Genomic DNA, 23342 nt, shown 5'->3' with positions numbered 1-23342 from the left:
CACTGATGGCCCCACTGGCCAGCGCACAACCGGTCACCGTTGCACTGGTACGCACCACCGACCAGGCCGGCCTGGTCGACATCCGCACGCTCGCGCCGGACATCCAGCTGGACATGCGCTACGCCACGGCCAACAACTTCACCGGCCGTCCGGTACCCGGCTACGACGCCCCCAAGTGCTTCCTGCTGCGCCCTGCCGCCACCGCGCTGGCCCAGGTCGAAGCCGACCTGCGCGCCCGCGGCTACGGCCTGCAGCTGTTCGACTGCTACCGCCCCGCGCAGTCGGTGCGTGCCTTCGTCGACTGGGCCAACGATCCGTTGGAGCAGTCGCGCAAGGCCACCCAGTACCCCGGCCTGGAAAAACCCGCGCTGCTGGGCGAATACATCGCCGAAACCTCCGGCCACAGCCGCGGCGCCACCGTCGACCTGGGCCTGCTCGACTGCCGCCGCGACCCCTGCACGCCGGTCGACATGGGCACCGACTTCGACTTCTTCGGCCCGCGCGCGCATACCGACGCGCCCGACGTCACCCCCGCCCAGCACCAGAACCGGCACACCCTGCTGCAGGCCATGCAGCGCCGGGGCTTCGCCAACTACCCGCAGGAGTGGTGGCACTTCACGCTCACCCCCGAGCCGGCCCCCGGTACCGCCTACGACGTGCCGGTGCGCTGAGCCGCGCCGCTACAATGCGCGCTCACCGAACCTGTGGACCACGATGAACCTGCCGCTGCACTTTGGATTGCTGGGCACGCTGGAAGCCGGGCTGATCGCCCTGCTGGTCGGTCTGCTGGTCTACGCGCTGTGGCACCGGGTGTGCCGCTGGGCCGGCTGGAGCATGGGCTACGCCATTGGCTGGGCCTGCGTCATGGCCGTGGTTATCTCGGCCGGCATCGACGCATGGAAGCTGTTCTACATGGGCATCGTGCGGCTCGAGTCGCCGTTCTTCGCGCGGATGTACCTCGCCACCATCCATGACCCCAACGAACTGGGCTCCCGCGTGGTGATCGAAGTGGCCGGTGCACTCTTCGGTGTTGCGCTGGGCTGGCTTTTGTTCAGTTCGCGCTCAGGCGAAAAAAACGCCAACGAAGGCTGAGTTTTCGTTCGCATCCGGTTAAATCCGGCGCGATTGAATGGGCGTGTTACCAATCGCTCACCTGTGCGTAACCACCGGGGTAACCGAGCGCTGCGCGCATGTGGTTAAGACCGCGTGCGCACGCCGATCCGGGCGCAAGATCGATTCACAAACGGGCTGGCAGTGTGGGGCCGTGCGGAAACAACAGCCGCGCAACATCCCTCAAGGAGACCACCCAAATGACTAATCGCAACCGCAAGCCCCTGATCGCCCTGATGATCGCCGCAGGCAGTGTGCTGGCCATTCCGGCGATGGCCCAGACCGCCCAGCAGAGTGCAGCGCAGGCCCAGACCCAGGCCGCGCAGGCCCAGCAGTCGGCGGCCCAGGCGAGCGACGCGGCTGACGCGGCAACCGGCGCGGCCGCCCAGGCCTCGCAGGCCAGTGGCGGTGGTGGCCAGACCTGGGCCAGTGTCGACACCGACGGTGACGGCGCCATCAGCAAGACCGAGGCCCAGGTGAACGCCGGCCTTGCCCAGGTGTTCGACCAAGCCGACACCAACAAGGACGGCAAGCTCACGCCGGACGAGTACAAGGCCTACGTGGCCGCCCAGCAGGGCGCTGCCGGCGGTGGCAACGCCGCCCCGGGCCGCTGATCGGCAGGATTGACGCGCAACTGGCCTGAACCCGCTGGACAATGGTGGATGGCCCCGGGAGGGCGGCTTCGGCCGCCCTTCCTTCTGCCCGATTGCATCATTGGGTCCAACCCCGGCGCTTGCTATCCTTGGCCGATGATGACCTCCATGCCCACGCCCAACGGCGCCATCGGTCTGGTCGGTTTTGACGGTGACGACACGCTGTGGAAGAGCGAGGACTATTACCGCAAGGCCGAGCAGGATTATCTCGACATCCTGTCGCGCTACATCGACGTGCACGACACCGCCACCGCGCGCCACCTGCTGGAAGTGCAGCAGCGCAACCTCGGCGTGTTCGGCTACGGCGTAAAGGGCATGACCCTGTCGATGCTGGAAGCGGCCATCGATATCACCGAAAAGAACATTGCCGCACGCGACTTGCAGCTGATCCTGGACATCGGCCATGACACCCTGCGCCACCCGGTCGAACTGATCGACGGCGTGCGCGAGTCGGTCGCCGAGATCGCGCGCGACTACCCGGTGGTGCTGATCACCAAGGGTGACCTGTTCCACCAGGAAGCCAAGATCAAGGTCGCCAACCTGCGCGACCTGTTCCCGCGCATCGAGATCGTGTCCGAGAAAGATCCGGAAACCTACGCCCGCGTGCTGGAAGAATTCGACCTGCCGATGGAGCGCTTCGTCATGGTCGGCAACTCGCTGCGTTCGGACATCGAACCGGTAGTCACCCTTGGCGGCTGGGGCATCCATACCCCCTACGCGGTGACCTGGGCGCATGAAACCCAGCATGGCGTGGCCGACGACGAGCCGCGCATGGTCGAAGCGCCTACCGCGTTCGACTGGCCGCAGGCCCTGCGCGCCATCGAAGCCAAGGCCGCCGGCGGCTGATTCGGTGAAGCGCCTGCGCCCGTTGCTGGTTGCATTGCTGCTGTGGCTGCCGTTGCTGGCCGCCGCGCAGCAGAGCGCCGATGAGTCCGCCGCGTACCGCGTGGACACCGGCGATGCATGGGTGGACACCCAGCTGCAGGACATCAACTACTACGCCGAGCGCTACCCGGAGAGTTTCCTCGACGAGGTCTCGCGTTACGGCGGCGTGTCGCGCGACTACATCGCCGCGCTGTTCTACACCCACAACTGGCAGGCCGGCGACATCTACTTCGCCTGTTTCTGGGCAAAGGCCATCGAGCATTCCTGCCGCGACAGCGTAAAAGCCTGGTCGCGCGCCGTGCCGGAAGAGGGCGAGCCCAAGCGCTGGGCCGACGTCGTCGCCAGCCTGCCCACCAAGCCCACCAACCAGCACTGGCGCACCCTGCGCCACGCCATCGTCGCCAGCCACGACCACTGGGACCGCCCGGTCACCCTGGACGCCACCCTCAAGGGCCAGCTCGGCGACCGCGCCCAGCGCGACCGTGCGGCTGCCAATGCCGAGGTCAAGCGCGCCCGGTAAGGGCCCGGATATGAAATTGGCATGGACGCACGCCGGTAGGGTCGCATCCCAATCGACCGCCGAGACATTCACCACATCCGGTAATGGCATGAACATCATCGGGGAGGGCGTTTACCCAGTTCGCCGGTCATGCGTCCCCGAACGTTGCACCACCCCGGCGGTTGTTTGGGAACCAACCCTACCCGTACACATGCCCCATCCCGCTACGGCGAATCACGTGCACCGGTAGGGTCGCATCCCAATCGACCGCCGATAACCGCCCCGCGCCCGGTAATGGCATGAACATCCTTGGGGAAGGCTCCTGCCTTGAGCCCCCCAATGCTGCTCTGCACCTCGCCGCCCACCCCGGCCGTGCGCGACAATGCCGGATTGCTGTTCCCCCGTGATCCGTTGCCGAGTACGTAATGAGCGCCGACCGTTTCGTTTCACCCGACGATATCCGCAGCCTGTTCGCCCAGGCCATGTCCACCATGTACCGCACGGAGGTACCGCTGTACGGCACCCTGGTCGACCTGGTGGCCGAGATCAACGACGCCGTCCTGACCGACAACCCGGCGCTGGCCGAGCAGCTCGAGCGCAATGACGAACGCGCCCGCCTGGCGCAGGAACGCCACGGCGCCATCCGTGTTGGCACCGCCGAAGAACTCGCCACCCTGGGCCGCCTGTTCGCGGTGATGGGCATGCACCCGATCGGTTACTACGACCTTTCCGTCGCCGGCGTGCCGGTGCATTCCACCGCCTTCCGCCCGCGCACCGCGCCTGCGCTGGCCGCCAACCCGTTCCGCGTGTTCACCTCGCTACTGCGCCTGGAACTGATCGAAGACCCGGCCCTGCGCGATGAGTCCGCGCGCATCCTCGCGCGCCGCCGTATCTTCACCGACGAAGCGCTGGCCCTGATCGACCAGGCCGAACGCGAAGGCGGCCTGGACCAGAACGACGCCCGCCGCTTTGTGCTCGCCGCGCTGGAGACCTTCCGCTGGCACAGCGACGCCACCGTCTCGCTGGCTACCTACCAGGCGCTGAGCAACGCGCACCGGCTGGTGGCCGACGTGGTCAGCTTCCGTGGCCCGCACATCAACCACCTCACCCCGCGCACCCTGGACATCGACGCCGCCCAGGCCGGCATGCTGGCCCGTGGCATCGACGCCAAGGCCGTGGTCGAAGGCCCGCCGCCGCGCCGCTGCCCGATCCTGCTGCGCCAGACCAGCTTCAAGGCGCTCGAGGAAACCGTGAACTTCCCGGACGGCGAGGGCGGCGACGCCGGCACCCATACCGCGCGCTTCGGCGAGATCGAACAGCGCGGCCTGGCCCTCACCCCCAAGGGTCGCGCGCTGTACGACCAGCTGCTGGCCCAGGCCCGCGACGCCGGTGGCGCCGGCAGCACCGGCCAGGACTATTCCACCCGCCTGGCCGCAGCGTTCACCGGCTTTCCGGACGACCACGACACCCTGCGCCGCGAGGGGCTGGGTTACTACCGCTACGCGCTCACCGAAGCGGGCCGCAACGACCGCGCCGCCGTGGCCGACCTGCCGGCCGAAGCACTGGTCAGCGCCGGCCTGGCCAGTGCAGATCCGATCGTCTACGAAGATTTCCTGCCGGTCAGTGCCGCAGGTATTTTCCAGTCGAACCTGGGCGGCGAAGAGCAGCGTGCATATGCCGCGCATTCCAACCGCGATGCATTCGAGAAAGCGCTGGGCATGCCGGTGGAAGACGAGTTCGCAATCTACGAACGCCTGCAGCAGGAATCGCTGGACAGCCTGCGCGTCGATTGATCGATCGCGCGGAACAAAAAAACGCCGGGAAATCCCGGCGTTTTTCGTTGCATCACATCAGGCCTTCATCGTGCCGGTATCCAGCCACCGCTGGTGCCACGACAACGCCTCCGGCAACAGATGCGGGGTGTGCTTGCCGTAACTATCGCGGCTGGCACGCTCGAAATAATCGTTCAACTGGTCGCGGAACTCCGGGTGCGCGCAGTTGTCGATCACCACCCGCGCGCGCTTGCGCGGGGTCAGACCGCGCAGATCGGCCAGGCCCTGTTCGGTCACGATCACCGACACATCGTGCTCGGTGTGATCCACATGGCTCACCATCGGCACGATCGCCGAAATCGTGCCGTTCTTCGCGGTGGACGGGCTCAGGAATGCGGACAGGAACCCATTGCGCGCGAAATCACCGGAACCGCCAATGCCGTTCATGATCCGCGTGCCCATCACGTGGGTGGAATTGACGTTGCCGTACAGGTCCACCTCGATCATTCCGTTCATGCCGATGCAGCCCAGGCGGCGCACCAGCTCCGGATGGTTGGAGATCTCCTGCGTGCGCATGATGATGCGCTCGCGGTAGAAGTCGATGTTCTCCTTGAACGTCTCGTTGGCCTGCGGGCTCAGCGCGAACCCGGTGCACGAGGCATAGCTCAGCACCCCGTCGCGCAGCAGGTCCAACATGCCGTCCTGGATGACCTCGGTGAACGCGCTCAGGTCGCGGAAGCCGCTCTTGCCCAGCCCCGCCAGCACCGCGTTCGGAATATTGCCCACGCCGCTCTGCAGCGGCAGCAGGTTGGCCGGCAGGCGACCGCGCGCCACTTCGTGCTTCAGGAAGTCGATCAGGTGCGCGGCAATCTGCTCGCTGGTGCTGTCGATCGGGCTGAACGGGCTGTTGCGGTCCGGCCCGTTGGTGCGCACCACCGCCACGATCTTGTCCGGATCGCAGCGCAGCGAGGTCTCGCCAATGCGGTCGTTGCCGTGCACCAGCGGAATCGGCTTGCGGTGCGGCGGCAGCGCCGTGCCGTAATAGATGTCGTGCATGCCGTCCACGCCGGCGGGCTGCCAGTCGTTGACCTCCACGATCACCTTCTTGGCCAGGTCCAGCCAGGTCTTGTTGTTGCCCACCGAGGTAGAGGGCACCAGCGAACCGTCTTCACGGATCGCCGAAACTTCGACCACCGCCGTATCGATCTCTCCATAGAACCCGAACCACACATGCTGGGCCACGTGGCTGAGGTGGATGTCGATGTAATCGAGCAGGCCGGCGTTGATGCGGTTGCGCGCATCCGGGTCGCTCTGGAACGGCATGCGCATGGCAATGCCATCGGCCTTGGCCAGTGCACCGTCCAGTTCCGGGGCGGTGGACGCGCCGGTCATCAGGCTGATCTGGAAGGGCAGGTTGTCGGCGTGGAACGCCTCGATACGCTGCGCCAGCGCCACCGGCACCGCCTTGGGGTAGCCCGAGCCGGTGAAACCGCTCATGGCCACCGTTTCGCCGGGCTGGATCAGCGCGGCGGCGGCTTCGGCAGATACGACGCGATCGCGCAGACGCGCGTTGGCAATGCGATCAACGGACATGACGACCAGGTATTTCGTGGGGGACTTCATTATCCGCCATCGCACCCCCCTCCCGGCTGCGACCAAGGTGGAATGGTGTTCCCGGGTTATGTGAGGTGCTATTCAGGTAAATGGGGGCTTCTGTACCCATGAGTATTGTTTTGCAGTGCAGCGTGCAAGTTATTCGCGGAGCCTAGAAGATCGCCCTGCATCCCGACGTGGGGGAGGGAGCAGAGCCCGCTGACAGTTCGCTGTTAGCGGGCTTTTTAATGCCTGAAATTTGGGATGCGCCGGGCAATGCATAATCCCTGCATGCCGATCCCCGCCGATGCCGTCCCCGCCGCCCTCGTCCCCCTGGTCGACCGCGCGCTCGCCCGCCTTGCGCTCAGCCTGAACGACTCAGGTTCCTGGCCGCCGCCGGAACCTGTACTGGCCCAGCTCCGCCAACTCGCCATAACCAGCGACTTCGCCATCGACACCCTGTGCCGACAGCCCGCCCTGTTGTCGCATCTGACCCAAAACGACTGCCCGCCGCTTCCGCTCCCGGAACTGGACCCCGCGCAACCCGCCGACTGGCCCGTCCGCCTGCGCCGCTATCGCACAGCCTGCTCCACCCGCCTGATCTGGCGCGACCTGGCCGGCCTGGACGACGTCCCCGCCACTCTTGCGGGCGCCACCCGCCTGGCCGAGGAATGCCTCGCCCTGGCCCTGGCCGCGCTCGAGCAGGAATTCGCCACCCGCCACGGCGTGGTCCGCGCCGCCGACGGCAGCGCACAGCAACTGGTGGTGTTCGGCCTCGGCAAGCTCGGCGGCGGCGAACTCAACTTCAGCTCCGACGTCGACCTCGTCTACGCCTACCCCCAGGGCGGCGAATCCGACGGCCCGCGCCCGCTCGCCGCCGAGGAATACTTCGCCCGCCTTGGCCAGCGCCTGGCCCGCCTGCTCGACGAAACCACCGTGGACGGCTTCAGCCACCGCGTCGACCTGCGCCTGCGCCCATTCGGCAGCGCCGGCCGCGTCGCGCTCTCGTTCGCCGGCATGGACCAGTACTTCCAGCGCGAAGGCCGCGACTGGGAACGCTACGCGTGGCTCAAGGCGCGCGCCGTGGCCGGTGACATCGCCGCCGGCGAAGCCTGGCTGCAGACCCTGCGCCCGTTCGTGTACCGCCGCTACCTCGACTTCACCGCGCTCGACGGCCTGCGCGAAATGAAAGCCGCCATCACCGCCGAAGTCTCGCGCCGCGACATGTTCGACGACATCAAGCGCGGCCCCGGCGGCATCCGCGAAATCGAATTCCTCTCCCAGGCCCTGCAGCTCATCCGCGGCGGCCGCGAAGCCAGCCTGCGCGAGCGCCGCTTGCTGCATGCACTGCCGGCACTGGTCGCCTGCGGCCAAATGGCCCCCCAGGACGGCGAAGACCTGCTGCACGCCTACGGCTTCCTGCGGCGGCTGGAAAACCGTCTGCAGATGCTGCGCGACGCCCAGACCCACGCGCTGCCCACCGACCCCACCGACCGCCTGCGCATCGCCTGCGGCCTCGGCTATGCCGACTGGGACGCGCTGCTGGCCGCCCTCGACGTGCAGCGCGACCGCGTCAGCACCGAATTCGGCGCGCTGCTCGCCCCGCGCGCCGGCCAGGCCGCGCCCGACGCACTGGCCAACTACTGGCGCGGCCTGCCCGACGGCGGCAGCGCAGAGGTGCTGGCCGAAGCCGGCTTCCACGATCCCGGCGGCGCCGACCAGTCGCTGCGCGACTTCGCCCAATCGCTCGGCGTGAAGTCGCTTTCCGACAGCGCCCGCGCGCGCCTGGACCGCGTGCTGCCCGCGCTGCTGCACGCCGCCACCCGCTCGCCGCAACCCGACGCCGCGCTCAAGCGCGTGCTCGGCCTGCTGCAGGCGGTCCTGCGCCGCACCAGCTACCTCGCCCTGCTCGACGAACAGCCCAGCGCATTGGCGCGGCTGGTCGACGTGCTCGCCCGCAGCGCGCTGCTGGCCGAGCGCATTGCTGCGTATCCGTTGTTGCTGGACGAACTGCTCGACGTCCGCGTCTCCGGCCCGATGCCCGACGCCGAGGCCATGCAGGCCGAGTGCGATGCCTCGCTGGCGGTGGACGATCCCGAAGCCGCGCTGCGCCTGCTCAATGAAACCCGCCTCGCACTCAGCTTCCGCATGGCGCTGGCCACGCTGGATGGCCGCCAGCGCGCCGTGGACAGCACCCGCCAGCTCGCCCAGCTCGCGCAGGTCGTGGTGGTCACCGCACTGGCCATGGCCGACGCCGACATGCGCCGCGCGCATGGCGAAGTACCGGGCGGGCGCTTCGCCATCATCGGCTACGGCAGCTTGGGTGGGCTGGAGCTCGGCTTCGGCTCCGATCTGGATCTGGTGTTCCTGCACGACCACCCGGCCGACCAGGACAGCAGCAACGGCGCGCGTCCGCTCGACCCGGGCCGCTGGTACGCGCGCCTGGCGCAGAAGGTGATGGCACTGCTCGGTGCCGTCACCGCCGCCGGCCGCCTGTACGACATCGACGTGCGCCTGCGCCCGGACGGCGGCAAGGGTTCGCTGGTGTCCTCGCTGGCCAGCTACACCGAATACCAGCGCGAGCGCGCCTGGACCTGGGAACACCAGGCGCTGGTGCGCGCACGCGGCATCGCCGGCGACGCCAGCCTGCTCAGCGATTTCGAACACATCCGCGCCACCACCCTCGCGCGTCCGCGCGAGCGCGACGTGCTGTATGCCGACGTAGTGAAAATGCGCGCCCGCATGCGCACCGAACTGGACCGCAGCGACGCCGCGCGCTGGGACCTGAAGCAGGGCGCAGGCGGCATCGTCGACCTCGAGTTCCTGCTGCAGACCGGCGTACTCGACAGCGCCGGCAGCAACCCGCAGGTGCTGGAACCGCGCGACACGCCAAGATTGATTGACGCGCTGGCCGGCATCGCCTGGCTGCCCGGCGGCACGCGCGAGGCATTGCATGAAGCGCATGCGGCGTTGCTGGACGTGGGTTTGGCCTGCACGCTGGATAGACGCCCGAGGTTGGCGGTGCCAACGCCGGCGTTGGAAGAAGCGCAGCGGGTGATCACAGCCGCGTGCGAAGCAGCAGAGCTACCGTTCGGCCCGTCACCGCCGCAATGACAATCCGCGGTAGAGCCACGCCCTGCGTGGCTGCTCTTGGCGCGGACCATGCGCCGCAGCCACGCAGGGCGTGGCTCTACCCCCGGTGAAACCGTCGCCCTGTCACGCCACCCGCGGCGCCATCTTCCACAACAACGCGCGGAACGGCGCCAGCAGGAACACACCGATCGCCAGCTTCACCGCCAGGTCGCCCGCGGCCCAGCTCACCCACGGCAGACTCGACCCGGCGAACGCAATACTCCAGAAAATGGTCGTATCCAACGTCGCACTGCACGTCGTCGCCACCATCGGCGCCCGCCACCAGTGCCCACGGCGCAGCCGGTCGAACACGGTGATGTCCAGCAGCTGCGCGGCAATGAACGCCAGGCACGACGCCACCGCAATGCGCGGCGTGGCGATCCAGAAACTCAGCACCACCGCCAGCGCAAACCCCGCCCACGCCACCCGCCGCGCGGCAGCCGGGCCAAACCGGCGGTTGATCAGGTTGCTCACCAGGAACGCCACCGGGTAGCTGAAAGCCCCCCAGGTTAGCCAGTCGTTGATCGGGTACTGCACCAGCACGTTCGAGCCCAGCACCACCGCGCCCATGGCCAGCACCGCCAGCAGCAGCGAGCGGGCGGTCAACGGGGCAAACACGATTGCAGGGCGCGCGGTCATGGCGAACCAGTGGGGTAGACAGGGAAGCGGCGGATTATCCCGGCTCGGGGCGGCCGCAGCCACCCCGCAGCCGTTCAGTCACCAGCGTTCGCTCAGGTTGCTCGCCGCTGCATCCGTGGTCGGCATGAACGCCAGCGCCGTGCCCTTGGCGTCGGCCACCATCCAGCCGGCGCCGGTCTCGGTGGGGGTGAAGGCCAGCACGTCGCCCTGTTTCACCGCCGGCGCGGCCGTGTCCGCACGCGCCGGCCACTGCACCACGGCCAGGTCATTGGGGGCTTCCGGGTTCTTCAGCGATACCTTGCAGCCGCCGTCGGGCTGCTGTTCCACCTGCTCAACCGTCAACGGCGGCAGTGGACCGGCCTTGCCCTGCTTGCCAGCGCCTTCGCGCTTGGCCGCGCTGCGCCGCTCCGAGCCCTCGGCCGAGGCCTTGAACCCGGCCACCGTCAGCCAGATCGGTGCGGTGATCACCACCACGCTCGCGTAGGAGCCCAGCACCGCCACGCTGCTCGCGGTCTCGCTGGCGGTGAACTCCGGCTCTGCTGCCGCCGGTGCTGCAACGACGAGGGCCAGTGCCATCGCCAGAATCGAAGAACGCTTCATGCCAACTCCTTCTGCAAAGGCAGCACCGGCCATTCGCCGGTACCGCAAAAAATCACTGCGGCTTCGGTGCCGACATCCCCGCCACCGGCACGTGCGCCACGCTCAGTTCCTGCGCCAGCACCTTACGCTTCTGCAGGAAGTCGAACACCGACTCCACCGTCACTACCGAATAATTGCCGGAAATCCGCTCACTTGCAGGATGGTCGGTGGTGGCGGCATTGGCCGCAAAGAAGCGCGCACCCAGCCGCTTGCCCACGCCGATGTGCAGCGAGCTCGGCTCATACATCTGTTCCTTCAACCACGTCTGCACCTGCGCCCGGCGCACCAGCAATGTGCCGTCGCGCGACTGCGCAATCGCGGCGGCCAGCACTTCCAGCACCCACTGGTTGGAGTTCTGGTACTCGTCGCTGAAGGGATAGGCCACCACGCTGTAGCGCGGCTCGTGCAGCGCCTTGGCCTGGATTCCCGGCGCGGTAAGCATGGTCTTCAACGCCGCACGCACTGCAGGGGTCGGAACGCCCACACGCAGGTCGGTATGCGACCCGGTTTCGCCAATGAAGTTGCTCAGCCCCTCGCGGAACAGCGTGGACTGCGGCGACTTGCAGTGGTTGAGCAGGTGCACCGTGCGCCAGCTGCCATCGTCTTCGCGCACCGCGAAGGCCAGGTGGCTGTGGCGCAGGCCGTACTTGCTGAGGTCCTGGCCGCCGCGCGCGAGGATGACCACATCTACGTCGTCCAGCGCTTCCAGCGCCTCATCGGCGCGTAGCGCGACGTCGAACATCGCCGCCAGCGAGGCCGGGGTAGGGTGGCGCTCCACGCACTCGTGTTGGGATTGGGCGTGGGCGGCGGGGACGGCCAACATCAACGCGGTGAACAGCAGCGCGGCGGGCAGGCGGCGTGAAGCGGGGCGGGGCACATCCATGCGTGGGGTTCTCCTGCGGCTCGTGCCGCTGACGCATCATAGCTTCGTCTGGCATTTTGCCGACCAGCGGTCGGCACTACCGGTATCGAGATGTCCGATAAATCCGGTGCCGGTATCGAGACGTCCGATAAGTCCGGTGATCGCCGGGTTCGGCGCGATCTCCAATCGGCCGCTCCTGCCGCTATCGGCTCAGCTCGCGCGCGCAGGCATCACTCACGGGTGCGGGCTCGTTCTCCGGCGGCCAGTGTTCCTTCTTCTGCTGGTCCGTACGCGGCGGCTGGTTGCGGTACGCGGTCAGCTCCTTGTGGCAGCTCCACGACACCGGGTCCTGCCCGGTCGGCATGCTCGAACACCCCGCCAGCATCGCGCCCATCAAGATCAACACAGCACTGCGCATACGCACGCTCCTTCCCTGGTGAGCCTCGAACATAACGGCAACCCACCACCGAAGGTACCCAACCCACGCGCGCCGTTAAGCCGGGATACCCAATGCCGCCTTCACCTGCGCCGCCACCCGCGCGGTCTCACGCAGCGGCTCGATCGCCCCGGGCGTAGCCCAATCCAACCACCGCGACTGCAACCGCCCGCGTGCATGCAGCGCCTGCTGGAACGTCACCATCCGCCCCTGCGCCTGCTTCTCCAGCGCCACCGCCACCGGCAACCGCGTGCCGCAGGCTTCAGACAGCAGGTTCACCGAATCCGGCGATACCACCACCCGGTCCGCCCAGCCCAGCAGCCCCGCGTACGGGTTCACCCCGTCGCCGCCATCGCCCCAGATCACGCCAGGCACATCGGCAAACGCACTGCGCAGCGCCCCCACCAACGCCGGCGGGGTACGCCGCGAAGTGGTGGCCAACAAACTGCCGCCTTCCTCACGCAGCTGCCCAGCCACCTGCTGGAACACCTTCACCATGTCCGGCTCATGCCACGGCGCATGCGGGGTCGGCCCACCCACCAGCAGCGCAGTACGCGGCCCAGGCAGCTCGCCAAAGCTGGCAAACGCAGCCCGCCCCAGCGAAAGCCAGTCGTCATCCACCGGGTTCAAGCTGCCCAGCAGCGTCAGCACGTTGCTACCGCGCAGGCGGTCGTGTTCGGGCACCACCAGCAGGTCCCAGTGGCGTGTGCCCAGGCGCGGGTCCAGGATCTGCACCACCTTGCTGCCGCGCCGGCGCAGTTCGCGCAGCGCCCCGGCCGCCTGCCGGCCACAGCCCACCGCCAGCTCGGGCGGTTGCGCAGCCAATGTCGCAAATGGCTCGCCATAGCCACTGGCCGCGCCCGGCAACCAGCGCGGTGCCACCCATTTCCACGGCGCGCGCGGCTCCAGCACCAGCGGCCGGTGGGCCCCCAGCTTCAGTGCCGTGGCCAGCGCCACCGCCTGCCGCACATTGCCGGCACGGCCGTCAGTGATAGTCCAGGGCGGACTCCATCGTTTCACGTATGGCATTAATTCGTTTCAGTAAGGCTGGGTGTTGCAACAGTCGCGACACTCTACACTGCGAGCCTTCGCCAACCGCAGCGCCCGGTCAAGGTAGCGTACGGCGAGCGGAATTCCTCTTTACCCCTGTTCCACCGGAGGCTTCATGTCCAACGTGCTCAACGATGCTGCGCTCGACCAGTTGTTCCGTACCGCCCGTACCCAGAATGCCTTCCTCGACAAGCCGGTTGAAGACAGCCAGCTCAAGGCCCTGTACGAACTGGTGAAGTGGGGCCCCACGGCCGCCAACTCGAGCCCGGCGCGTTTCGTGTTCGTGAAGTCGGCCGAAGCCAAGGCCAAGCTGGCCCCGGCGCTGTCCGAAGGCAACCAGGACAAGACCCTGGCCGCCCCGGTCACCGTCATCATCGCCTTCGACGAAGACTTCCACGAAAAGCTGCCGTACCTGTTCCCGCACACCGACGCCAAGGCCTGGTTCGACGGCCCGCGTGAAGGCCGCCGCGAGTCCGCGTTCCGCAACGGCAGCCTGCAGGGCGCCTACCTGATCCTGGCCGCCCGCGCGCTGGGCCTGGACGCCGGCCCGATGAGCGGCTTCGACCCCGCCAAGGTGGACGAGGCCTTCTTCAAGGGCACCACCATCAAGTCGAATTTCCTGGTCAATCTGGGTTACGGTGATTCTTCGGGCCTGTTCCCGCGGCTGCCTCGCCTGGCCTTCGACGAAGCTGCCCGCATCGAATAAGCGTTCCCGCCGGACCCTGGCCCGTCCGTGCGGACGGGCTGTTGCATCACTTTTCCTTTTCCCTACGAATGCGAGAGAGATCTGCCATGACCGTTACCCGCAAACTGCTCCTGCCGCTGGCCCTGACCCTGGCCATCGCCGCCTGCTCCAAGCCGGCTGAAGAAACCGCTGCCCCCGCTGCGGACGCCACCCCGGCCGCTGCCGCCACCGCACCGGCTGATGCCGCTGCCGCCCCGGCCGCTGCCCCGGCTGCCGAAGCCATCCAGATCGCCTCGGGCACCTACAAGCTCGACCCGAGCCACACCGACGTGCTGGCCCAGTGGAGCCACTTCGGCTTCTCGCACCCGACCGCCCACTTCGGCAACGTCGAAGGCACCCTGGTGTACGACTCGGCCGACGTGACCAAGAGCACCCTGGAAGTGAAGCTGCCGCTGAGCGGCCTGAACAGCTTCACCGCCAAGTTCGACGAACACCTGCGCAGCGCCGATTTCTTCGACGCCGCCAAGTTCCCGGCCGCCACCTTCAAGAGCACCAAGGTTGAAGCCGCCGGCACCAACAAGCTGACCGTCACCGGCGACCTCACCATCAAGGACATCACCAAGCCGGTGACCCTGGATGTGACCGTCAACGCCGGCGGCGAGCACCCGATGGCCAAGGTTCCGGCCGCTGGTTTCGACGCCACCACCACCATCAAGCGCAGCGATTTCGGCGTCGGCGCGTATGCCCCGAACGTCAGCGACGAAGTGAACATCCGCATCACCACCGAAGCCACCGGCGAAAAGCCGGCCGCGTAATTGGTTTGATGTGAAACGCAAAAATCCCGCCGAAAGGCGGGATTTTTGTTTGTGCACAAACCAGGGGAGCATCTAGCCGGTAGGGTCGGTTCCCAAACGACCGCCGATAACATTGATCGGCACGGTGACGCATGGACCTCAAACGGAGCAGCGCATCACCGCCCGGAAACCCTCAAGCCGCCGCGATCTTCGCCAACCACGCCGTTGCGAAATCGGTCGGCAACCGACGCGCCGGCGCCACCAAGACACTCTCACGCAGGAACGCGTGCGTGGCCTGCGTAAAGTTCTGCCGCGCAATCAACGCCGCCTGCTTCACCGTAGCCTGCTGCTTGCGCAGCTGCACGATCTGCAGGCTCGGTTTACCCGGCAACGCGTACTTCTGGTACCGGCGCAGCTCATCCGCCACCAGGGTGATATCCGCATTGGCCTGTACCAGCGCCAGCTGCGCCTTGGCCAGCGGCAGCACCGCCTCGCGCATCGGCACCGTCGCCTGCGGGGCGGCGGTGGCCAGGGTGGCGTCCAGCGCGGGATCGGCGCGCTCCAGGCGCGCGATCAGGTCGGCCAGGGTCGGGAGAGAGGCAGGTTGCATCGTAGAGGCGTCGGGGAAAAGCGGGATTGTCGCACGGCCGGCCGGGGCCTCAATCCCCCTCATGCTCCGGATGCGCCTTCCAATACCCCTTCGAGCGGATCCAATCCTTAGGCACCGCCAGGTGCCCCTCGATGTACTTGCGCATCATCCGCGCCCGGCGCGACTCGGTGGCGATCCAATAGAACGTGTCGCCCTCCGGCTCCTCGAAATCGGTCAGCACGTCTTCCAGCAGCGTGCTGGTGGCCGCATCGAACCCGTTCCGCTCCAGCCACGAGACCGAAATCCGCTCGTCCACCGGCAGCTCCTGGCGGTCCTCCGCCTCCGGAATCTCGATATACACCTCCGCCCGCGCCTGCTCCGGCAGCGTCTCCAGCCAGCGGCCAATCGCCGGCAGCGCCGTCTCATCGCCAAACAGCACGTAGGTGTCGAAGTCATCGGCCGTGATATGCGAACCACGCGGCCCGCCCAGCGCAATCGCATCGCCCGGCTGCGCATTGGCCGCCCAGCGCGAGGCAACGCCGTCGCCGTGCATCACGAAGTCGATGGCCAGCTCATTGCTTTCCAGGTCCCACCAGCGCGGCGTGTAGTCGCGGGCGGGCGAGGGCTCCTGGCCCTCCGGGTAACGCGGGCCTTCCGGGGTCATCGTCGGCACCACGAACTGGCCTTCCGCGTTCGGGAAGAACAGCTTCACGTGGTCATCGGGCGAGGGCGAATCGAAGCCCTCCAGTGCCTCGCCACCGATCACCACCCGGCGCATGCACGGGCTGATCTCCTCGGTGCGCAGCACCTGCAGCGGGCGGAACTTCACGGTGTGGCGCACCAACTTGCTTTCATGCAGAGCCATGGGGGAATACCTGTTTCAAAGCCGCCGCAGCGGCGTAGGGGGGAAGACCTGGCTGGCAAAATGCGGGCGGGGTCGAAGTAGCGGGTCAACGGCCCTGCGCGCGAATCCGCGCAGCGGCCTCACTCAATGCCTGGGCCACCACAGCCGCGTTCTCGTCCTGCCACCGCGCCTGGTGCACGCCCAGCGCCTGTTTCAGCTCGCGCATCGCATCGCGCACCACCGGCGGCAGGTTGGCCTTGGCGATCGAGCGCGCGCTGTGCCGCACCCGGTGCAGCGCCGCCTCAACCTCCTCGCGCTGCGCCGCCAGTTCATCCTGGCCCAACGCGGTGAGCTGGTAGCGCTTGCGCCCGGCCTCCTCCAGCACGCTCACCCAGCCGGCCGCCTCGAACTGCGCCAGCACCGGGTAGATCGAGCCCGCACTGGGCGTGTACACCTGCACGAACATCTCGCCGATGCCCTTGATCAGCTCATAGCCATGGCGCGGCTGCGCCGCCAGCAGCGAAAGCACCAGCAGGCGCAGGTCGCCGCGGCTGAGCGGGCGGGAGGTGGCGGGGCGCGAAGCAGTCATTTCGATATATCGAATCAAGTCCGCTAACGATATATCGAAAACGCCCACCCCGCAAACGGCCCCCACCACCGTGACGCTCCGTCCCCCACATGGAACGCTCCACGCCCTGCTGTCCCACCTGTCCCATGCAACAACAGCCCATGCACCCTCAAAAACCCCACGAAACCCTGCGTCCCACTGTCGCATCTTGTCCCGAAGACACAACGCCAGCACTTCCATACGCACCCGTAGCGAAGTAAGCAAACCCATTGGTGCGCTACACTTTGCGGCTAGAAATCTAAAACAGTCGCGCGCGTGCGTGCGGTAATGGGAGCGCTAATGAACTGGTTGAACGAGGTGCTGAACAACGACCCGAATCCTGTGGAAACCCAGGAATGGATCGAGTCGCTGAAGGCCGTTATTGATGTCGAGGGCCCTGAGCGCGCGCATCAGCTGTTGGAAGGCATGGTGGAACTGACCCGTCGCTCGGGCGCCTACCTGCCGTTCTCTCCCACCACCGAGTACGTGAACACCATCGCGCCGACCCTGGAGGCCAAGAGCCCGGGCAACGCCGAACTGGAATGGCGCATTCGTTCCATCATCCGCTGGAACGCCATGGCCACCGTGGTGCGCGCCAACCGCAAGCCGGGCGACCTGGGCGGCCACATCGCCAGCTTCGCCTCGGGCGCCACCCTGTACGACGTGGGCTTCAACCACTTCTGGCGCGCCCCCAGCGACAGCCACCCCGGCGACCTGCTCTTCATCCAGGGCCACAGCGCCCCGGGCATCTATGCGCGTTCCTTCCTGGAAGGCCGCATCGACGAGCAGCAGCTGGACAAGTTCCGCATGGAAGTCGACGGCGGTGGCCTTTCCAGCTACCCGCACCCGTGGCTGATGCCGGACTACTGGCAGACCCCCACCGTCTCCATGGGCCTGGGCCCGCTCGCCGCCATCTACCAGGCGCAGTTCCTGCGTTACCTGGAAAACCGTGGCCTGATCGAAAAGTCCGACCGCAAGGTGTGGTGCTTCATCGGCGACGGCGAGTCCGACGAGCCGGAAACCCTCGGCGCCATCGCGCTGGCCGGCCGTGAAGGCCTGGACAACCTGATCTTCGTGGTGAACTGCAACCTGCAGCGCCTGGACGGTCCGGTGCGCGGCAACGGCAAGATCATCCAGGAACTGGAAGGCGTGTTCCGTGGCGGCGGCTGGAATGTCATCAAGCTGCTCTGGGGCGGTTACTGGGATGCCCTGCTGGCCAAGGACACCAACGGTGTGCTGCGCAAGCTGATGATGGAAACCGTCGACGGCGAATACCAGAACTGCAAGGCCTTCGGCGGCGCGTACACGCGCGAGCATTTCTTCGGCAAGTACCCGGAAACCGCCGCCATGGTGGCAGGTCTTTCCGACGACGACATCTGGCGCCTCAACCGTGGCGGCCACGACCCGCACAAGGTGTATGCCGCCTACCACGAGGCCGTGAACACCAAGGGCATGCCCACCGTGATCCTGGCCAAGACGGTCAAGGGCTACGGCATGGGCAGCGCCGGTGAAGCGCTCAACCCGACCCACCAGACCAAGAAGCTGGACGACGAAGCGGTGCGCCACTTCCGCGACCGCTTCAACATTCCGGTGACCGACGAGCAGCTCAAGGACGGCCAGGTGCCGTTCTACCACCCGGGCCCGGACTCGCCGGAAGTGCAGTACCTGCAGGAGCGTCGCGCCGCACTGGGCGGCTACCTGCCGCAGCGCCGCCGCAAGGCCACCAAGAGCTTCAACGCACCGAAACTGGAAGCCTACGAGCGCCTGCTCAAGAGCAGCGGCGAGCGCAGCTACTCCACCACCATGGCCTTCGTGCAGAGCCTGAACATCACCCTGCGCGACAAGGAACTGGGCCCGCACATCGTGCCGATCGTGGCCGACGAAGCCCGTACCTTCGGCATGGAAGGCCTGTTCCGCCAGATCGGCATCTACGCGCCGTTCGGCCAGAAGTACAAGCCGGTCGACGCCGACCAGCTCATGTTCTACCGCGAAGACCAGAGTGGCCAGGTGCTGCAGCAGGGCATCAGCGAGCCGGGCGCCATCAGCTCCTGGATGGCCGCCGGTACCAGCTACTCGGTCTCCAACGTGCCGATGCTGCCGTTCTACATCTACTACAGCATGTTCGGCTTCCAGCGCGTGGGCGACATTGCCTGGCAGGCCGCCGACATGCGTACCCGCGGCTTCCTGCTCGGCGGCACCGCCGGCCGCACCACGCTGAACGGTGAAGGCCTGCAGCACGAAGATGGCCACAGCCATCTGGCCGCTGGTGGTATTCCGAACGTGCGCAGCTACGACCCGACCTTCGGTTTCGAAGTCACGGTGATCATGCAGCACGGCACCAAGGCCATGATGGAAGACCAGATTGATGAGTACTACTACATCACTCTGATGAACGAAAACTACACCCACCCGGAAATGCCGGAAGGCGCGGCCGAAGGCATCATCAAGGGCATGTACCTGCTCACCGATGCCGGCAAGCCGAAGAAGGGCGAGCTGCGCGTGCAGCTGATGGGTTCGGGCACCATCCTGCGCGAAGCCATTGAAGCGGCCGCGCTGCTGGAGAAGGACTTCGGCGTTACCGCCGACATCTGGAGCTGCCCGAGCTACAACGAACTGCGCCGCGATGGTTTCGACGCTGAACGTTGGAACCGCCTGCACCCGGAAGACACCCAGCGCAAGGCGTACGTGACCGAGCTGCTGGAAGACCGCCAGGGCCCGGTGATTGCCGCCACCGACTACGTGCGTGCGTATGCGGACCAGATCCGCGCGTTCGTGCCGGCTACCTTCACCGTGCTGGGTACGGATGGCTTTGGTCGTTCGGACACCCGTGCGAACCTGCGTCGCTTCTTTGAAGTCGACCGGTACTACATCGCGCATGCCGCGATTGCGGCGCTGGCGAAGGACGGGAAGATGACCGGTAAGGATGTTGCCCGGGCTATCAAGCAGTACAAGATTGATCCTGAGAAGGCTAATCCTGTCGGGGTATAATCCTCATTGATTACGAATCGCAGAAAAGGCAGCCTAGTGGCTGCCTTTTTTGCGATGATGGCTGGAGAAGCCGAACAATCCCGGGGGGGGACATGCAGAAGTACTTCGAGAATTGCGTCAAGGAAGTTGCCGCCTGTAGTAATCAGGTTGAAGCCAGGGTTCGGGTAATTGTCGGGGTCCGACTTCTGCTCCAGCAGGCAGTTTTTGGCTTGCTGGAGTGGGTAGGGAATAAGGCGCCGGATCCGTCGCTAACTCCTCCTAAGCAGGTCTTGGATTCGCTCTGGAAGCCGGCAGATGGAAGCTTGGTGGATGCGTTGGACGCGCTACTAATCGCGGCTGAGCAGACTGGCTGGTCTGGCGTTTCGCGCCTTTTGTTGAAAAGCGTTCTCGATAGGCCCGCAGCGGAACTTTGTGGCAACCATCCCAAGAACTTACTTGGACTGCTTCGCGCTCTCGTGCAACTGCGAAACGATGGCGGTGAGGGGCATGGACTGTTGGGTGGCTACATGCCTGCACAGGAAGCCGATGCGTTCAAATTTCTCGTGGACTCTCTCCAATCAGTCCTCCCTCGAGCCGATGAGTCAGGTGGCTATCCCAAGTTTGGAGCTGATGCGGACGTCATCGAGCTAAAGTTTCTAAAGGCCAGGGATGGCATTCCTGCGCTGATTAGGCGAATTCAACGTATCGCGTCTGACCGAGTTCGCGTCAATTGCCAAATATCAGATGGACCTGAGCTGCGTGCCGAATTTAACTATGATGCGCCCAACCCATTTGAGGCGCTGGGTGAAAAGGGGCTTCCCTCGCTTTTGGAATGGCAGAATGACTGGGGCGCAAGAGTCTCAATGCCCGACAGGAAGACCGACTCATTTACTGGCCGACTTTCACAGATTGACGAGCTGCTTGAGTGGTATGAAGACGAGGGAGCTCGGGCCTGCCTCGTCTACGGTGACGGTGGCTTTGGGAAGACGACTCTCGCAATTGAATTTGTGCATCGAATCCTAGATCAGGAGGTGGAAGTCCTCTGGAAGCCAAAGATCGTTATCTTCTACACTGCGAAGAGAACGCAGTGGGGCCTCAATGGTCTGGAGCCAATAAAGTCTGGTCAACCCCATCTGATAGAGCTCCTCGCAAACATCAATGTTCTGATCTTCGGCTGCTACCCTGCGGCTGAGTTCTATAGGTTGGACTTCGTCGCGGCAGTTTCCAATCTTCAGGGTCGAATGACGGCGCTTGGGGTCAAGAGGCAGGACGTATGGCTGGTGATTGATAACACGGAAACGCTGATGTCTGACGATGGCGAGAGTAGAGCCGTCGGGCGGGAGCTCAAGGAAGTCGCGCGAAAAATCGGACGGGTTCTCCTGACGTCAAGAAGAAAGGAACATTTGGAGGCGACGCCGATCGAGGTGCCAGTGCTCGAAATGCCTGAGGCAGTTGAATTCGTTCGCGAGCGCTCGCGCAAGTTGAACTGCAAATTGGCAGTCAATGCGAAGATTGAAGACCTTCAGCGCGAAATTGAAAAGATTGAACGGCGGCCAATTGTTCTTGAAGCATTTGTTAGCGCGCTCTGCGACCCGGCAACAAGGAAGATCGAGCGCGCAACGGAGCGTGTTGCCAAAATGCTCAATAAGGATCTCGGGGATTTCTTGTTTGCCGATGTATGGGCGCGAATAGAGCTTAAGGAGCGACGCGTACTGCTTCTAATGGCCAGGGTCGCAGACGTGCACCAATCCTACTCCCTTAGGGTTTGCTGTGAGGAAGCTGGCGTCACCGTTTCCTGCATGGAGCAGGTTTTGGAGGAGTCTAGAGGGATTGCCTCTGTCGTCACTGTGTCAGGTGACGTGCAAATCGCATTCACCAAGAATTTTATCGATTATTCGAAGGGCAAGCAGGTTTCGCTCCCAGATGGTGGCGCGAGTCCAACCGATGCCGAGGTTGTTAAGGTATCCGCAAAAATATCCTCTCTCGTTAAGACTGCGTCTCGGTACAAGCTAGGCACTGGTGACGAAGCGTTCCGGACTCCACTGGCTAAGGCGGCAGAGATGGCGCGTCGCGAGGGGGACATGGTCGAGAGCCAAAGGCTTTTTGAGCAAGCAGTGGCCTCAGATAGCTTGAACGGCCATCTTCGTGAGCGATTCGCTTACTTCCTATTTTCAGCAAGGCAAGACATTGATGCAGCATTGCATCAAGCCAAGATCGCGGTCGAACTTCTTCCTGATCAGGGGGAGGCTTGGTTTATGAGGGGGTTGATTGAGGCGCGTCAGGGGGATGTTCGCGCGTGCGATGCTTCCCTAGCGAAGGCCGAGGACCTAGGCGTAAGCTGGCACAGATGCTCGGTTCAGAGGTGTTGGGGCTATCTGAAGGCACGACCGCCTCAGCTCCCGCTTGCCACTAAGGAACTACTTCGTCTGGACACGTACTTGCGGTCCAAGGACAGTGATCGACGCGTTTCGGGTGAAGTCGAACTGTTGAAGCGCCGTCTGCAAACCATCAGTGAAAGGAAGGTAGGCGAGGCTGTTCCACGTAAGGCAGCATCGAAGAAGCGTGATTCAGATAGGGTGTAGTGCCAGCCTATGGCGACGGCCTGCATCATGCTCCCTTCGTTGGGGGAAGACGCTTCAGGCAATACCGCCTTCTGTGGCGCTTGGCCCCATTCCAGAGGCTGCGCTACACAGTTGGCGGGGACGCCCCAGGGCGCTGCGAACGCTGCCGCCGACTAACTGCCTGCGTACGGAGGCATGCCTACGCCGTACCGGTCATGGTTAGGGGGGCACGTACGAACTTGGCCATAAGGACGCGCGCGCGAACCTGCGTCGCCTCTTCGAGGTCGCCCGGTGCAATATCGCGCCTGCCGCGCCTGCGCCGTTGGCGAAGGATGGGAAGATGGGCGGTAGGGATGTTGCCCGGTCTACCAAGCAGTTCAAGGCTCCCTGAGAAGGCTAATCCGGTTGGGGTTTAATTGAATTTGCCTATCCTGCGATAGGCGTCTCAAGTGGCGAGAACTCAGGAACGTACACTGCCCCCTGCGTGATGACCCACCTAGTGAAGGAGCATGTATGTCTGCGGGTACGCGAAGGATCAAAAGCGATCTGCGTGACTTCGCCGGAGAGGTGATGCGAGAGCTGCAGTCGCGCCAAACTGTTCAAAGCTTCAACGGTACATTGAGGGTCAATCCCGACCGCGTCGTGATCAGCGAAGTGGAAGGCAGGCGCGTCATTGAAAAGCTGAGACAACGGTTGAAGTAAGGGCGCTGCAATGGGGAGCAGGAAGCTCGGCTATCTCGGTCCTGGTGCTGGCGATCAGCGGTTTAATCTTCAGTCTAATCTTGCGTCTCGTTCGGTACTCCGCCAGCCGGGGAGGGGGGGGCTGAGAAGTTGCTCTTCATCTCGGCGGGGTAGGGCATTCTTTTGGGTGCGTTGGCCTTCCTTGTCGTATCGGCAGTAAAGCCATGGTTGCCTACAGACTTTTTCGCCGCTGCGGCTTGCCCAGTTCATCAATCAGTCGATACAGTGCCGTACGGATTTCGGTTAGTACTTGCGCTCATTGGTTCGGCTGCCCTCGCGATATT

General features: G+C 65.2%; 22 protein-coding genes and 1 pseudogene. 13 read left to right on the top strand and 10 right to left on the bottom strand.

Translation table 11 applies throughout. The features are described 5' to 3' along the window. Nucleotides 1-5 precede the first annotated feature (5 nt). From HGB51_RS17625 to hglS, 6 genes are all read left to right on the top strand, one after another. Nucleotides 6-671 (top strand): M15 family metallopeptidase, encoded by a 666-nt coding sequence (locus HGB51_RS17625; protein ID WP_425505392.1) that lies wholly within the window; start codon nt 6-8, stop codon nt 669-671. Between the two features lie 43 nt (nt 672-714). Further along, nucleotides 715-1092, top strand: coding sequence for a hypothetical protein (locus HGB51_RS17620; RefSeq protein WP_070209299.1), 378 nt, complete (start codon nt 715-717; stop codon nt 1090-1092). Nucleotides 1093-1310: 218 nt separating this feature from the next. Continuing rightward, entirely contained in the window at nt 1311-1724 is a 414-nt protein-coding gene (locus tag HGB51_RS17615) for an EF-hand domain-containing protein (protein ID WP_070209298.1), read from the top strand. A gap of 135 nt (nt 1725-1859) precedes the next feature. Beyond that, on the top strand, nt 1860-2609 hold the full coding sequence (locus tag HGB51_RS17610; RefSeq protein ID WP_070209297.1) for an HAD family hydrolase: 750 nt from the start codon (nt 1860-1862) through the stop codon (nt 2607-2609). A 4-nt stretch (nt 2610-2613) separates the two neighbouring features. Further along, the gene (locus HGB51_RS17605) at nt 2614-3168 is read left to right on the top strand and encodes a hypothetical protein (protein WP_070209296.1); all 555 of its coding nucleotides are present in this window, start codon (nt 2614-2616) and stop codon (nt 3166-3168) included. A 404-nt stretch (nt 3169-3572) separates the two neighbouring features. Then, complete coding sequence (hglS, locus tag HGB51_RS17600) at nt 3573-4940, top strand: 2-oxoadipate dioxygenase/decarboxylase HglS (RefSeq protein ID WP_070209295.1); 1368 nt, start codon at nt 3573-3575, stop codon at nt 4938-4940. Between the two features lie 57 nt (nt 4941-4997). Here the strand turns inward: hglS and scpC are convergent, their stop codons facing one another. Continuing rightward, entirely contained in the window at nt 4998-6512 is a 1515-nt protein-coding gene (scpC, locus tag HGB51_RS17595) for a succinyl-CoA:acetate CoA-transferase ScpC (RefSeq protein WP_070209294.1), read from the bottom strand. A gap of 291 nt (nt 6513-6803) precedes the next feature. Here scpC and glnE point away from each other — a divergent pair, with 291 nt between their 5' ends. Further along, nucleotides 6804-9626: a bifunctional [glutamate--ammonia ligase]-adenylyl-L-tyrosine phosphorylase/[glutamate--ammonia-ligase] adenylyltransferase gene (gene glnE / locus HGB51_RS17590; RefSeq protein WP_070209293.1), complete on the top strand. Its 2823-nt coding sequence runs from the start codon at nt 6804-6806 to the stop codon at nt 9624-9626. Between the two features lie 102 nt (nt 9627-9728). Here glnE and HGB51_RS17585 read toward each other — a convergent pair whose 3' ends face one another. The 6 genes from HGB51_RS17585 to HGB51_RS17565 all read right to left on the bottom strand — a co-directional run bounded on the left by HGB51_RS17585 (nt 9729) and on the right by HGB51_RS17565 (nt 13249). Continuing rightward, on the bottom strand, nt 9729-10283 hold the full coding sequence (locus HGB51_RS17585; RefSeq protein WP_070209397.1) for a queuosine precursor transporter: 555 nt from the start codon (nt 10281-10283) through the stop codon (nt 9729-9731). A 78-nt stretch (nt 10284-10361) separates the two neighbouring features. After that, the gene (locus HGB51_RS17580; RefSeq protein ID WP_070209396.1) at nt 10362-10883 is read right to left on the bottom strand and encodes a hypothetical protein; all 522 of its coding nucleotides are present in this window, start codon (nt 10881-10883) and stop codon (nt 10362-10364) included. Nucleotides 10884-10935: 52 nt separating this feature from the next. Next, nucleotides 10936-11805: a DUF2145 domain-containing protein gene (locus HGB51_RS17575; protein WP_070209395.1), complete on the bottom strand. Its 870-nt coding sequence runs from the start codon at nt 11803-11805 to the stop codon at nt 10936-10938. A 36-nt stretch (nt 11806-11841) separates the two neighbouring features. Continuing rightward, nucleotides 11842-11970 (bottom strand): hypothetical protein, encoded by a 129-nt coding sequence (locus HGB51_RS20415; protein ID WP_256123636.1) that lies wholly within the window; start codon nt 11968-11970, stop codon nt 11842-11844. Between the two features lie 16 nt (nt 11971-11986). After that, nucleotides 11987-12202: a hypothetical protein gene (locus HGB51_RS17570; RefSeq protein ID WP_070209399.1), complete on the bottom strand. Its 216-nt coding sequence runs from the start codon at nt 12200-12202 to the stop codon at nt 11987-11989. 75 nt (nt 12203-12277) lie between these two features. Further along, nucleotides 12278-13249, bottom strand: coding sequence for a mitochondrial fission ELM1 family protein (locus HGB51_RS17565; protein ID WP_070209394.1), 972 nt, complete (start codon nt 13247-13249; stop codon nt 12278-12280). Nucleotides 13250-13385: 136 nt separating this feature from the next. Here HGB51_RS17565 and HGB51_RS17560 point away from each other — a divergent pair, with 136 nt between their 5' ends. Further along, nucleotides 13386-13976 (top strand): malonic semialdehyde reductase, encoded by a 591-nt coding sequence (locus tag HGB51_RS17560; RefSeq protein ID WP_070209393.1) that lies wholly within the window; start codon nt 13386-13388, stop codon nt 13974-13976. Nucleotides 13977-14062: 86 nt separating this feature from the next. Continuing rightward, nucleotides 14063-14770 carry a YceI family protein gene (locus HGB51_RS17555; RefSeq protein WP_084739101.1) on the top strand — a complete coding sequence of 236 codons (708 nt, stop codon included), beginning with the start codon at nt 14063-14065 and terminating at the stop codon, nt 14768-14770. A gap of 172 nt (nt 14771-14942) precedes the next feature. Here the strand turns inward: HGB51_RS17555 and HGB51_RS17550 are convergent, their stop codons facing one another. The 3 genes from HGB51_RS17550 to HGB51_RS17540 form a co-directional block, all read right to left on the bottom strand. Further along, a complete protein-coding gene (locus HGB51_RS17550) occupies nt 14943-15359 on the bottom strand; it encodes a hypothetical protein (RefSeq protein ID WP_070209392.1) in 417 nt (138 codons plus the stop codon). A 49-nt stretch (nt 15360-15408) separates the two neighbouring features. Further along, complete coding sequence (locus tag HGB51_RS17545; RefSeq protein ID WP_070209391.1) at nt 15409-16203, bottom strand: siderophore-interacting protein; 795 nt, start codon at nt 16201-16203, stop codon at nt 15409-15411. 85 nt (nt 16204-16288) lie between these two features. Further along, nucleotides 16289-16771, bottom strand: coding sequence for a PadR family transcriptional regulator (locus tag HGB51_RS17540; RefSeq protein ID WP_070209390.1), 483 nt, complete (start codon nt 16769-16771; stop codon nt 16289-16291). 318 nt (nt 16772-17089) lie between these two features. Between HGB51_RS17540 and aceE the strand changes: the two genes are divergently transcribed. From aceE to HGB51_RS17525, 4 genes and pseudogenes are all read left to right on the top strand, one after another. Continuing rightward, nucleotides 17090-19777 carry a pyruvate dehydrogenase (acetyl-transferring), homodimeric type gene (gene aceE / locus HGB51_RS17535; protein WP_070209389.1) on the top strand — a complete coding sequence of 896 codons (2688 nt, stop codon included), beginning with the start codon at nt 17090-17092 and terminating at the stop codon, nt 19775-19777. A 92-nt stretch (nt 19778-19869) separates the two neighbouring features. After that, the gene (locus HGB51_RS17530; RefSeq protein WP_171966911.1) at nt 19870-22338 is read left to right on the top strand and encodes a P-loop NTPase family protein; all 2469 of its coding nucleotides are present in this window, start codon (nt 19870-19872) and stop codon (nt 22336-22338) included. Nucleotides 22339-22543: 205 nt separating this feature from the next. Next, a pseudogene (locus HGB51_RS20550) lies at nt 22544-22733 on the top strand (hypothetical protein); the annotation flags it as partial. 97 nt (nt 22734-22830) lie between these two features. After that, nucleotides 22831-23019, top strand: a complete 189-nt coding sequence (locus HGB51_RS17525) for a hypothetical protein (protein WP_070208205.1) — start codon at nt 22831-22833, stop codon at nt 23017-23019. The last annotated feature ends 323 nt before the right edge of the window (nt 23020-23342 follow it).

It is taken from the genome of Stenotrophomonas bentonitica, from assembly GCF_013185915.1.
GTDB lineage: Bacteria > Pseudomonadota > Gammaproteobacteria > Xanthomonadales > Xanthomonadaceae > Stenotrophomonas > Stenotrophomonas bentonitica.
Note: the sequence above shows the minus strand (reverse complement) of the source record. Positions and strands in the feature narration are given on the sequence as shown.